At 52.2% G+C, this 12,120-nt stretch carries 10 protein-coding genes; 5 read left to right on the forward strand and 5 right to left on the reverse strand.

The features are described 5' to 3' along the window. Positions 1-128: 128 nt before the first annotated feature. Entirely contained in the window at positions 129-3,335 is a 3,207-nt protein-coding gene (locus WN53_RS00255; protein ID WP_158645257.1) for an ATP-binding protein, read from the reverse strand. A gap of 495 nt (positions 3,336-3,830) precedes the next feature. Between WN53_RS00255 and WN53_RS00260 the strand changes: the two genes are divergently transcribed. Beyond that, positions 3,831-4,475, forward strand: coding sequence for a response regulator (locus WN53_RS00260; RefSeq protein ID WP_024484894.1), 645 nt, complete (start codon positions 3,831-3,833; stop codon positions 4,473-4,475). A gap of 182 nt (positions 4,476-4,657) precedes the next feature. Here WN53_RS00260 and purC read toward each other — a convergent pair whose 3' ends face one another. The 3 genes from purC to dapA all read right to left on the reverse strand — a co-directional run bounded on the left by purC (position 4,658) and on the right by dapA (position 7,635). Next, positions 4,658-5,371 (reverse strand): phosphoribosylaminoimidazolesuccinocarboxamide synthase, encoded by a 714-nt coding sequence (purC, locus tag WN53_RS00265; protein ID WP_021178747.1) that lies wholly within the window; start codon positions 5,369-5,371, stop codon positions 4,658-4,660. Positions 5,372-5,684: 313 nt separating this feature from the next. Continuing rightward, positions 5,685-6,737, reverse strand: coding sequence for an outer membrane protein assembly factor BamC (gene bamC / locus WN53_RS00270; protein WP_024484895.1), 1,053 nt, complete (start codon positions 6,735-6,737; stop codon positions 5,685-5,687). A 16-nt stretch (positions 6,738-6,753) separates the two neighbouring features. Next, positions 6,754-7,635 (reverse strand): 4-hydroxy-tetrahydrodipicolinate synthase, encoded by an 882-nt coding sequence (dapA, locus tag WN53_RS00275; protein ID WP_021807111.1) that lies wholly within the window; start codon positions 7,633-7,635, stop codon positions 6,754-6,756. 108 nt (positions 7,636-7,743) lie between these two features. On the opposite strand from dapA, the gene WN53_RS00280 reads away from it, so the two are divergent. Both WN53_RS00280 and bcp read left to right on the forward strand, forming a co-directional pair. After that, positions 7,744-8,349, forward strand: a complete 606-nt coding sequence (locus WN53_RS00280; protein WP_071784392.1) for a glycine cleavage system transcriptional repressor — start codon at positions 7,744-7,746, stop codon at positions 8,347-8,349. 2 nt (positions 8,350-8,351) lie between these two features. After that, the gene (gene bcp / locus WN53_RS00285; RefSeq protein ID WP_021178751.1) at positions 8,352-8,816 is read left to right on the forward strand and encodes a thioredoxin-dependent thiol peroxidase; all 465 of its coding nucleotides are present in this window, start codon (positions 8,352-8,354) and stop codon (positions 8,814-8,816) included. Positions 8,817-8,858: 42 nt separating this feature from the next. Here bcp and WN53_RS00290 read toward each other — a convergent pair whose 3' ends face one another. After that, positions 8,859-9,935 (reverse strand): AI-2E family transporter, encoded by a 1,077-nt coding sequence (locus tag WN53_RS00290; RefSeq protein WP_024484897.1) that lies wholly within the window; start codon positions 9,933-9,935, stop codon positions 8,859-8,861. A 304-nt stretch (positions 9,936-10,239) separates the two neighbouring features. Here WN53_RS00290 and bepA point away from each other — a divergent pair, with 304 nt between their 5' ends. Continuing rightward, positions 10,240-11,709: a beta-barrel assembly-enhancing protease gene (gene bepA, locus WN53_RS00295; RefSeq protein ID WP_024484898.1), complete on the forward strand. Its 1,470-nt coding sequence runs from the start codon at positions 10,240-10,242 to the stop codon at positions 11,707-11,709. 22 nt (positions 11,710-11,731) lie between these two features. Then, positions 11,732-12,085, forward strand: coding sequence for an arsenate reductase (glutaredoxin) (gene arsC, locus WN53_RS00300; protein ID WP_024484899.1), 354 nt, complete (start codon positions 11,732-11,734; stop codon positions 12,083-12,085). The last annotated feature ends 35 nt before the right edge of the window (positions 12,086-12,120 follow it).

Consider the following 12,120-nt stretch of genomic DNA (forward strand, 5'->3'; position numbering starts at 1 on the left):
CTCCCCCTTAAAGTATGAGGGATAAAATAACCAAGCCCGGTCAAAATGATTATGGTGCAGTAACAGAACCTTGTCAGTGGCACCGCTTTGCTAATTTATTTCAGCCATCACCTAGCTCTTTCAAAATACTAAAGAGCGGGTGCAGATAGACGCCGGAGAAGCAATTCCTGTTGCAGTCCGTACAGAAAGAGCTCTAGTAGTTCCCCAGTATCTGGTCTAGCTGACTTGAGACATGATTCAATCTTTGCCAGGTGTCTTTCAGCTTCAGGAAAACGATACACCCCCAGTGCTCCACGGAGCTTGTGTAACTCCTGCAGAATAGCCGTTATATCGCCGATACTTTGTGCTGCGCGAATAGCGACAAAAGACGAACGACAGACATTCTCAAAAATATCCCACATATCCTCTGGCAATGGATGCTTACCCAATGGCGCATAGACCAGTTCTCCTGCCTGTGTGAGTGGCTCACTGAAAACCATATCCAGACCGCACGCCGCCAACAACGCCTCTTTCAACTCGTTCAATAACAGCGGCTTGATGAGCACCTGCGCTATTCCTACCGACGTACATTCTGCGTACTCCTGCTGGGTCGCGTTTGCCGTTACCGCCACGATTGGCATCATCGGCCATGCTTCCCGTGCCTGCCGCGCCAGCGTATAGCCATCCATACCTGGCATGGAAAGGTCGGTCAGCAAAATATCAAACCGCTCCTGCTGCAAACAGGCTAATGCCTGTTCTCCCCCTTCCGCCAGGCACACAGTGCAACCTAACAGCCAAAGTTGCTCCTCAAACAGGCGCCGGTTGACCGGGTTGTCCTCTGCCACCAACACCCGTAACTTACCCGGCAAAATCTGCTCCCCTTGTTCACGTTCCGACAGTGCCTGCCCCTGCAGACTATGGCGCAAAGCATCAGCCAGCCCTTTAAGCCCATTGACCGATGCTCTCAATACTCGCCCGGTAGCCACGGGTATACGCGGCCCTTCGTTGCTGCAATCGATCACTCTGCTGGCTTCTTCAACCAAACGGTTCTCATCATCGGGATGCCAAGTGGTTTTATCGCCCCACAGCACCAGCGTCTGTAGAGAACTTAAAGCGGTGTCGTCAATCTGAGCCGGATGTTGGTAGGCATCCACCTCAAGCCCCCACGCTGTTAATACCCTGGACAGATACGCCCGGCACTCTGGCATCGATGCCAATAGACAGACCTGCTCTCCGTTGAATAATGGGCTATCCACCTGGCCAGCCTCTTGCGATAGCGGTAACGACAGTTGAAATACACTTCCTTTGCCCAATTCACTGGTGACAGAAAGCTCTCCGCCCATCGCCTGGGCTAACTGTGTACATAAGGCCAGCCCTAACCCTGTGCCGCCATAGCGCCGACTAATGGTCTCATCCGCCTGCCTGAAGGCGCTGAATACCTGTTGTTGCTGTAATGCCGACATACCAATGCCCGTATCTTCGACCTTAAAGCGTATTAATGAAGCTGGAGCATCAAGGCAAATCCGCAGCACTACCTGCCCACGTTCAGTAAATTTCAGCGCGTTAGACAACAGGTTGTTGAGCACCTGCCCCAGGCAGGTCGGATCGCCGATCATGGGTTGGCTGGCGGTTTCCCCTAATTCCCCCCACAGAACCAACCCTTTCGCCTGTGCACTCGGGGTAAAAATGTCCAACACATGGGCCGACATCTCCAGCACATCAAACTCAATATTTTCCAGATGAAGCTCCCCTGCCTCAATCTTGGAAAAATCCAGTACGTCACTGATAGTCGCCAGCAGGTTATCTGACGCATGGCGAATAATATCAAGGCGATCACGCTGTTCTGCCAAAGCCGAATGGGCCAGCAATTCCAGATTGCCAAGGATGGCATTTAGCGGGGTGCGGATCTCATGACTCATCGCCGCAAGGAAAGAAGACTTGGCAGCACTGGCTTTGTCGGCCGCCTCTCTGGCCACAATCAGGTGCTGTTCCAACAGTTTTTTGTCGGTAATATCAATAAATGCCACCACGAGTGCATCCGCTCCCCTGTAACGGACTGGGGCCATACTGACGTGCAGATTAACAGACTGGCCGTCGTGCGTGACGAAGGTCAGTTCCTGACGCACCAATCCACTTGCTGATATTTTTTCCTGCTGGCGATAGCACTCGGCAAATTCAGCAGGTAGGCTGTTGCCTGCCTTTCGTAACCGCGCCTGCATTTGCGTCATCGCCGGGCTATGCAGCAGCGGCTTGCCACTTTCCAGCTGCAGTAACCCCAACCCAACAGGGGCAGTTTCAATCAAAGTTCGGCTGAGTTGCTCACTTTCCAAGATCTGTTGAGACTGCCTGATTAGCGGACGAAAGATATAAAATTTAAAATAGATCAGGAAACACCATGCAAGCACCGCGGCTCCAAAAGTAACAAACGCATCCCCCCCTACCTGACGAACAACCGTCACAGCGATCTCACGCCATGAACTGTGAAACACCAGCAACCAATTAGTCTCGCCCACAGTTGCAATGAGAGTGATCCCATTTTCCTGATACTGTACCGGGGGTTTCTTGCCATTATGCGCAGCAAGTTTCCCCAGGCTTAATCGCTCAGTATTCAGTTGAACAACATTATTAACCCCACCATTACTGATGATATCCCCCTGCTGTGATAAAAGAGTATAAGAACCCTGTTTATTCTCCAGCATGGAAGCTGACATTAACGCTGAGGGAGAAAACTCCACGACAAGAACCGCAAACGGCTTATTATCGAGTAGGATCGGTGCAGCGAGGCGCAATACTTTTTTACCTGAGTACGGGTTTAAATAAGGAGGCATCCAATATAAGCCATTGGTATCATGACTTATTTTTATCTGCCCCACTGGAAAAACACGCCTATCCACATCTTGTGTCAGCAAATTTAGATCACGTTTTCTGTCTGATTTAAGCTGTTCACGCACTGCCAAAGAGGGAGCAGGAATAATACCTGCCATTTTATGGTCGACACTGTAAAAATAGCTGGAGAGAATGTCTTCTTTCATCATCAGATTATCGGTGGACATCACCTTGCCGACATAAGTGGCTAAACTCAAGAAGTACCTGACCGTCTTTTCATCTACGGTTAAATCTGTGGGACTATAGACCCACTGTGATGCCATTGCAGATACAGGATTTAAAAGCTCCTTGTTATCAATGAGATAGCGTTTTTGCACGTAGTGACTGTAAGGGTGAACACCTTCCTTTAACAGGACTTCTGCACCAATAAGCAGCGTCCTGACAGCATTTTGCCGCCTGATAAGGTCTTGTTCCAAGAAAGTATGTTCATCAATAAAGTCTTGGCGCAACCCATCAATATGACCAATCACGGTTGTTCTTACCCCAATGATAAAAACTAAAAGGAGCATAAACGTGATAAGAAAGCCACAACCAAAAACCAATAGTCGCTGGTAGCGACGAAAGCGTATGAGAGACTCTATATGAAGATTTAACACGGCAGCACAAACGAACGAAAGTACAGTTCGACCTCGTAAAAAAATATCATCATGAGGCATATAACGTATATGTGGAACATTACTCTGGAAAAAACGAACTAATCCTAGTCTTATCTAAGGAATAACAGACAAAGACGAAATTCATCAACAATATTAGACGAGGTTCCCCCAAAAAGCCTATGCTAGTTACATGTGGTATATCATCTAACCAGAACAGTTATACCCGTCATACTTGAAGTTGTAGGTAGGTTGACCGTACGCGTTCACGCTGACCACCTGATAGGCCGTGCTCCCTAAGGTTCCTAAGCTTGCCGCCTTCCTGCGACTCGAATAACTTACAGTATCCCACGTAAAAGGTGTGGCCATAATATGAAAATTCGCCTTTTGTTAGCTGACGATCACCCCGCACTACTCGCAGGATTGGTACATGAACTGGTTAAACTCCCTACCTTGGAAGTGTTAGGTACTGCAATAGATTCCGATGCATTAGTCGAATTGTTACAAAGTAAGGAATGTGACGTGTTAGTCACTGATTACGTTATGCCTGGAGGTAAATACGGTGATGGTATTGGTTTGTTGACTCATATCAAACGGATAAGGCCGCAATTGAAGATCGTGGTTTTTACCACGTTGGAAAACCAGGCTCTAACGCAAGAACTGGCGAAGCTCGGTGTAAACGGTGTGCTGGGGAAAACACAGCATACCAGCCAGTTGATCTCGGCAATCCATGCGGTTTATGCCGGTTCGAACTATTTTCCCACTAATGACCTTGTCACAGGCCATAGTGGTATTAAGCAAGATCCCGCTTCACACCTTGCTCTTACCAAGCGCGAGATGGAGGTGGTGCGACTTTATGTCTCAGGATTGTCAGTTAACGAGATTGCCTCCCAGCTACATCGCACCAAGCAAACGATCAGTTCCCAGAAAGCCAGTGCTATGCGTAAGTTGGGCTTATCACGTGATGCCGATCTCTTCCGCTTTGCATTTGAGTCGGGTATGACGAGCGGGCAATAATTTGTGCACAATGAACGAGTCTTACCCACGCGCTGTGGACACATAACTGAGTGAGGCTTTGGCTGGCAAACCCTTCTGGATATGCGATCCAGAAGGGGGTAGATGATTTGGCGCAAATCCGCCACTGAACCTTCTATAGTTGCAGACCTCTCAACCATAGGAAGAGGGGCATGATTTAACGATTAGTCCAGCTTCACGCCGATACGGCGGGCGACTTCTTCGTAGGCTTCAATCAGGCCACCCAGGCTCTGGCGGAAGCGGTCCTTGTCCATCTTGGCCAGGGTATTCTTGTCCCACAGGCGGCTACCGTCCGGGGAGAACTCATCGCCCAGCACCACTTCGCCGTTGAACAGGCCGAACTCCAGCTTGAAATCGACCAGGATCAGGCCTGCATCGTCAAACAGTTTGCTCAACACGTCGTTAGCCATGTAGCTCAGCTCACGCATCCGCGCCAGATGCTCTTTGCTCACCCAACCGAAGGTTTCGCAATAGGATTCGTTCACCATTGGGTCGTGCATCGCGTCGTTCTTCAGGAACAGATCAAACAGCGGCGGGTTCAGCGGCAAGCCTTCTTCGATACCCAAGCGCTTGACCAAAGAGCCCGCAGCGCGGTTACGGATCACGCACTCAACCGGGACCATCTCCAGCTTTTTCACCAGCACTTCGTTATCTGACAGCAGGCGTTCCATCTGCGTTGGGATACCGGCCTCTTCCAGCTTGCTCATAATGAAATGGTTGAACTTGTTGTTCACCATCCCTTTGCGATCGAACTGCTCAATGCGCTGACCATCCAGTGCTGACGTATCGTTACGGAATTCCAACACCAGCAGATCCGGGTTTTCGGTGGTGTAGACGGTTTTTGCCTTGCCGCGATACAGTTCAGCTAGCTTTTGCATCTTAACTTACTCCAATGAGATGGTACCTTCCGGCTGCCAGACAGCCTACTGGGCACAAAATTGACCTGATAAGTTCTTTGGTTTGCTGATAACTATTGTGCCAAATCTGCGACGCAAACGATACCGTATCAGCAAAACAAAAAGGGGCCATAGCCCCTCAGACCGCTGACATAGTCCTCTGACGTTAAAAGCCCCCCTGTTCAGGGCTGATAAATACCAAGGATGCTGTCTTTGAACTTCGCCAAACAGTCGAAAACCACGTTTTTCGGCTGTTTGTCACCAGTCTAAAAGGGGCCGTAGCCCCTAGATGTATTTATTTAACGCTGGTTTTACTGAAAGCCGTCTGGAGCACCGCTACCAGCGCATCGTTCTGCGACTGGGTCAACGGCTTACCTTTGGAATCGATAAATTGCAAACTGGTACGGTTATTCAAATCACCGACCTGCAGTTTGTAATCACCCTCTTTCAGTTCAGGATCTTTCGCGCCCAACGCATCCCAATCACTGCTGCTCAGGGATTTGTAGGTTACGGCAACGCTACCCTGCGGACGGCTGCGGTCACCCACTTTCATCCCCAGTTTTTCCAGTGCCGGTGGCAAACGATCCCACACTACCGTGTACGGCGCACGCACGATCAGCGTTGGCAGGCCGGTGTCATCCGCGCCGCTCTGCACGTCCAATACGCCAATACGGTTGGCGGACTGGCTGCTCGACAGGCTGTCCTGCTTATCCAGGCCTTCAACGATGGTGTTCATCATCATACCGTTGTAGCGCTGAACTTCAGAAGGTTCGGTAACCTTGTCGGTTTGCCCCTGCTGACGCAGTTCAAGAGTTTTCACCACCAGCGCTTGCTGGTAACCCTGTTTCTGTACCGTGATCTGGTAGCGGCCTTCGTACTGGTTGTCTTCATCCAGACGGTTCCACTTAACCCAGTCGGTGGTCAGCGTTTGGCTGGCATCCGTACGTGAGGCGATCGGAATGTTTTTGCTCTGCAACAGGCTGGCTACACGCGACCACAGGTTATCGTTCTGCGGGCTGCTTTCCAGCAGCAGCGTGCCACTGTCACCCGCATATTGACCACGGGAACCGCTCAACAGTGCCAGCGGCTGTACCGGTGGCCGGATATCCAGTTGCTTGCCAACAGCGCCTTTCTGCGCGTTTGCCGGAACTTCATAATTACCGGTTTGTACCGGCAGGATCAGGCCGGACGGCGCGCTCAACGGTTTGAGCGGTGCGGCGTCAAGATAGGCCTCATCGCCGCTAACCTGGCGTTTGTAGCGCTGATCGGTAGAACAAGCCGCCAGCGTCATCACCAGCGCTAATCCCACGACCGTTGCTAGCGTCGACTTTTGCAATGAATAAGCCATCAAATCTCCCTAAGAGTTACAGCAAACCGGCGCTTTTCAACGCACGCTCCACGACAGGACGGGCAGCGTCGGTCAACGGCGTCATAGGCAGACGCATCGTATCGGTTGCCATCAATCCCAATGCCTTACAGGCCCATTTCACCGGAATTGGGTTTGCTTCTACAAACAAATCCTGATGCAAAGGCATCAAGCGCTGATTCAAACGGCGGGCTTCGGCAAAATTGCCTTGCGCCGCCAGGCGGCAGAGTTCGACCATTTCACGCGCTGCCACGTTGGCCGTCACGGAAATCACCCCTTTGCCACCCAGTTGCATGAAGTCCAGACCGCTGGCGTCGTCGCCGCTCAGCAAAATGAAGTCTTCATCATCAACCAGCACTTGGATCTGACTAACACGACTTAAGTTCCCTGTTGCCTCTTTAACGGCAACAATATTCTTAATTTTGGCCAAACGAGCAATCGTTGGCGGCAGCATGTCACAACCGGTGCGTGAAGGCACGTTATAGAGGATCTGCGGCAGATCGGTGCTTTCGGCAATGGCTTTGAAATGCTGATACAGACCTTCCTGGGTCGGTCTGTTGTAGTAAGGCGTGACCGACAGGCAGCCCACGACACCGGTATTGCTGAAACGCTGCGTCAGTGAGATAGCCTCGCTGGTAGCGTTGGCACCGGTGCCGGCGATCACAGGAATACGGCCTGCGGCCAGTTCCAGCGTCTGCAAGACCACGTCCACATGTTCGTCATGGGGCAGCGTGGCGGACTCACCGGTAGTTCCTACGGAAACGATCGCCGCAGTCCCACTGGCTACATGATAATCAATCAGTTTTTTTAGGCTCGCACGATCGACAGCACCTTTGGTGTCCATCGGCGTAACCAGTGCAACAATACTTCCCGTAAACATTGGCCGTCCCCTTCACAAACAAGTTACCCATGGTACTTTTGTCACCTATCCAAAAGCAAGCAAACAACGTGTCTAAGCGCTTGGCAGGCGGTTTTTTTTGTGTTTACCATGGTAACCCCATTCAGTACGACAGGAAGCTGCATTTTGCCTAAGCCTGATGAACACTATCTGGTGATCACCGCACTGGGCGCCGATCGCCCCGGTATCGTCAACGCCATCACCCGCCACGTCAGTAGCTGCGGGTGCAATATCGAAGATAGCCGTCTGGCCATGCTGGGTGAAGAGTTCACCTTCATCATGCTGCTTTCAGGTAGCTGGAACGCGATTACCCTGATCGAATCCACTTTGCCGCAAAAAGGCGCCGAGCTGGATTTACTGATCGTGATGAAACGCACAAACTCGCAAGAAAGACCGCCAATGCCCGCTACAGTGTGGGTACAGGTTGAGGTGAAAGACTCTCCGCATATCATCGAGCGATTTACCGGCCTGTTTGATTCGAGCCAGATGAACATTGCCGAGCTGGTGTCACGGACTCAGCCAGCAAAAGGTGAGCAGCCCTCGCAGCTCTATATTCAGATCACCGCTCACAGTTCCGGCGGTCAGGATGCCACAAATATTGAACAAGCCTTTTATCGCCTATGTACAGAATTGAATGCGCAAGGCAGTATTAGCGTGGTGAACTATCCACAGCATGATGAGAGAGATGGAGAGTAGTTATGAGCCCATTGAAAGCCGGTGATACAGCGCCGAAATTTAGTTTACTCGACCAGGATGGCGAGGAAATTAACTTGGCCGACTTCCAGGGACAACGAGTACTGGTTTACTTTTATCCCAAAGCCATGACGCCAGGTTGCACCGTGCAAGCCTGCGGGTTACGGGATAACATGGATGAATTGAAAAAGGCGGGCGTCGAAGTGCTGGGTATCAGCACCGATAAACCCGAAAAGCTCTCGCGTTTTGTTGAGAAAGAACTGCTCAATTTCACGCTGCTATCCGACGAAGATCATCAGGTAGCTCAGCAGTTTGGCGTTTGGGGCGAGAAAACCTTCATGGGCAAAACCTATGACGGCATTCACCGTATCAGCTTCCTGATCGGCACCGACGGCAAGGTTGAGAAAGTGTTCGATGATTTCAAGACCACCAATCACCACGAAATCGTTCTGAACTACCTGCAGCAGTAAAGGGTAAAGCGCAGCAGCATCGGTTGCTGCGCTTTATTTTTCTCACTTCACTTCATCACCCACATCCACCAGCATGTCATCCGGCCAGGCGTGGATCACGGCTTTCACCAGCGTCGCCAATGGGATGGCGAAGAATACGCCCCAGAACCCCCACAGACCGCCGAAGATAATCACCGAGAGAATGATCACCAGCGGATGCAGGTTGACCGCCTCTGAGAACAGGATCGGCACCAGCAGGTTGCCATCCAAGCCTTGCACTACCAGATAAGCGATAATCAGCGTCCAGAAGTCGGCACCAATGCCCCACTGGAACATGGCCACCACCACCACCGGGATCGTCACCAGCACTGCGCCGATGTATGGGATCAGCACCGAGAGGCCGACCAACACCGCCAAGAGCAGGGAATAACGCATATCCAGGATGAAGAACACCAGATAGGTCGCCACCCCGACGATCACCATCTCCAACACCTTGCCGCGAATATAGTTGGTGATCTGCTGGTTCATCTCGATCCATACCTGCCCTGCCAGCCCACGGTTGCGCGGCAGCACACGGCGCACCGCATTGATCATCTGCTCTTTGTCCTTCAGCAGGAAGAACGCCATCAAAGGGACCAGGATCAGATAGATGGCCAGAGTCAGCAGCCCAACCAGTGAGGCCAGTGAGAATTTCACCACCGATTCTCCCATGCCCGACAGGCGCTCACGCAGGTTCTGCGCCATCATATCAATGATGCCCGCATCCACCAGCGCCGGGTAGCGTGTCGGCAAAGTCGCCGCATAGTTATAGAACTGATTGAGCATGCCCGGTAAATCGGTCATCAGGTTGATGCCCTGCTGCCAGGCGGTTGGCGCGACCACGAAGACCAACAGCATGGCAATACCGCCAAACACGATCAGCATGATACTTGCCGCCCAGGTACGCGAACATCCCAGGCGTTGAAGGCGTACGGTAGGCCACTCCAGCAGGTAAGCAAGCACTAGCGCCACCAGCAAGGGGGTCAAGATACCGTGAAAAAAATAAAGGATGCAGAACCCGGCAACCAGGATCACCAGCAACGCAATAGCTTGTGGATCGGTGAAACGACGTCGGTACCACTGTAATAACAACTCCAACATCAGAGATTGCTCCTTATTCCATCAATGGGGGGTGAGGCTCGCCAATCCCTATGCGGCCGAGCAGGTATGACATGATTTTTAAATAATTTTAGCCCGGTTATCACCGTGCAGCGTTTCAATGTGGGTTGTGGCTGGCTATGATGTGATAGCGTTTTGCCGCTCAGGCGCACGATCCCCTGAAAATGCATTTTTGTGAGCCAACGCACTTTCGCGCTGATTGTACTGGAGAGTCTGGCACGGAAGAAGAACTCTTATCTGATACTGACGTCTTACTTGATGACTTTATTGAGGGAATGACCTGACTATGACCATCCGGTTGACTAAAACAGCGCTAACTGTCCTGCTGCTCGGCTCGCTTTGCACCTCTGCGTTGGCGCCGGTTAACGCCCAAACGCAAGACCAGCTGCCGGATATGGGGACTTCCGCAGGGGGGACGTTGAGCATCGGCCAGGAACTGACCATGGGCGATTTTTACGTGCGGCAGCTACGCGCTAGCGCCCCGTTGATCAACGATCCGCTATTGACCCAGTATATCAACCAGTTGGGTAACCGGCTGGTCGCCAGCGCCTATTCGGTACGCACCCCGTTCCACTTCTTTCTAGTCCGTAACGACGAGATCAACGCCTTTGCCTTCTTTGGCGGCAACGTGGTGCTGCACTCAGCCCTGTTCCGTGAAACCGACAACGAGAGCCAACTGGCCTCGGTCCTGGCACACGAAATCTCACACGTGACCCAGCGCCATCTGGCCCGCGCAATGGAAGACCAGCAACGCAACGCGCCACTGACCTGGGTGGGTGCACTGGGCTCTATCCTGCTGGCGATGGCCAACCCAACCATGGGCATGGCGGCGCTGAGCGGTACGCTGGCAGGAACGCAGCAGGGGATTATCAGCTTCACCCAAGCAAATGAACAAGAGGCTGACCGTATCGGTATTCAGGTATTGCAGCGCGCCGGGTTCGATCCCGAAGCGATGCCAGACTTTTTGCAAAGGCTGGCCGATCAGTCCCGCTACGCCTCAAAACCACCGGAAATGCTGCTGACGCACCCGTTGCCAGACAGCCGGCTTTCGGACGCCCGCAACCGCGCCAACCAAATGCCACGCCAACTGGTGCAATCCAGTCAAGACTATCTGCTAGCGCGGGTCCGTACGCTGGGCATGTACAGCTCGGAAGGCTATGGTCTGAGCGAAGACCTGCTGGACACTTACAGCAAAGGCAACATTCGCGAGCAAATAGCCGCCAAATATGGCCGGGCGATCCTGTTCTATGAAGCCAAGAAATACGACGAAGCGCGCAATCTTATTCAGCCACTGCTGGCAAAAGATCCGAAAAACGTCTGGATGCTGGACCTGCTGACCGACATCGATCTGGGTCAGAATAAAGCCGCTCAGGCCATTGCTCGCCTTGAGGCGGTCAATGCGGCGCAAAGCAATAACCCGGTGTTGCTGCTCAACCTGGCGAACGCCTACGTTGAGGGCAATCAACCCGCTCAAGCATCAAAAATCCTCAACCGTTATACCTTTGCCCATCCGAACGATCCTAACGGCTGGGATCTGCTGGCTCAGGCCAGTGCTGCCCAAGGTCTACGCGATGAAGAACTCTCCGCGCGGGCAGAAAGCCTGGCGCTGGCAGGCCGTCTGGATCAGGCGATAGGTTTGCTCAGCAACGCCAGCTCATTACAAAAGCTGGGCAGCCTGAAACAGGCTCGCTACGACGCGCGGATTGACCAACTGCGTCAGTTGCAAAGAACCTTCAGCAAGTTCCAACGCACTTGATTTGAACAAGGAAAGAGAAAAGATGAAAAACGTCACTATTTATCACAACCCGCGCTGCTCGAAGAGCCGTGAGACGCTGACACTGCTGGAACAGCATGGCGTCGAACCGCAAGTGGTGCTGTATCTGGATACGCCTCCTTCCGTCGCCGAGTTGAAAAAGCTGTTACAAGAACTTGGTTTCACTTCTGCCCGCGAATTGATGCGCAAGAAAGAAGATCTCTACAAGGAGCTGGATCTGGCGGATGAAACCCTGAGCGAAGAACAACTGCTGCAAGCGATGGTGAGCAATCCGAAACTGATCGAACGCCCAATCGTGGTCAAAGGCGGCAAAGCCCGCATTGGCAGGCCACCAGAGCAGGTGTTGGAGATTTTGTGATCCTGTGACGGCAAGCCGGGCGATTATCCGCCCGG

The sequence above is a fragment of the Serratia fonticola genome (assembly GCF_001006005.1).
GTDB lineage: Bacteria > Pseudomonadota > Gammaproteobacteria > Enterobacterales > Enterobacteriaceae > Chania > Chania fonticola.

Excerpts from the sequence above, each read along its gene's own strand:
- WN53_RS00290 (WP_024484897.1), bottom strand. The coding sequence starts at position 9,935 with ATGTTGGAGTTGTTATTACAGTGGTACCGACGTCGTTTCACCGATCCA.
- bcp (WP_021178751.1), top strand. The coding sequence starts at position 8,352 with ATGAGCCCATTGAAAGCCGGTGATACAGCGCCGAAATTTAGTTTACTC.
- purC (WP_021178747.1), bottom strand. The coding sequence starts at position 5,371 with ATGCAAAAGCTAGCTGAACTGTATCGCGGCAAGGCAAAAACCGTCTAC.
- bepA (WP_024484898.1), top strand. The coding sequence starts at position 10,240 with ATGACCATCCGGTTGACTAAAACAGCGCTAACTGTCCTGCTGCTCGGC.
- dapA (WP_021807111.1), bottom strand. The coding sequence starts at position 7,635 with ATGTTTACGGGAAGTATTGTTGCACTGGTTACGCCGATGGACACCAAA.
- WN53_RS00280 (WP_071784392.1), top strand. The coding sequence starts at position 7,744 with ATGGTAACCCCATTCAGTACGACAGGAAGCTGCATTTTGCCTAAGCCT.
- bamC (WP_024484895.1), bottom strand. The coding sequence starts at position 6,737 with ATGGCTTATTCATTGCAAAAGTCGACGCTAGCAACGGTCGTGGGATTA.
- WN53_RS00260 (WP_024484894.1), top strand. The coding sequence starts at position 3,831 with ATGAAAATTCGCCTTTTGTTAGCTGACGATCACCCCGCACTACTCGCA.
- arsC (WP_024484899.1), top strand. The coding sequence starts at position 11,732 with ATGAAAAACGTCACTATTTATCACAACCCGCGCTGCTCGAAGAGCCGT.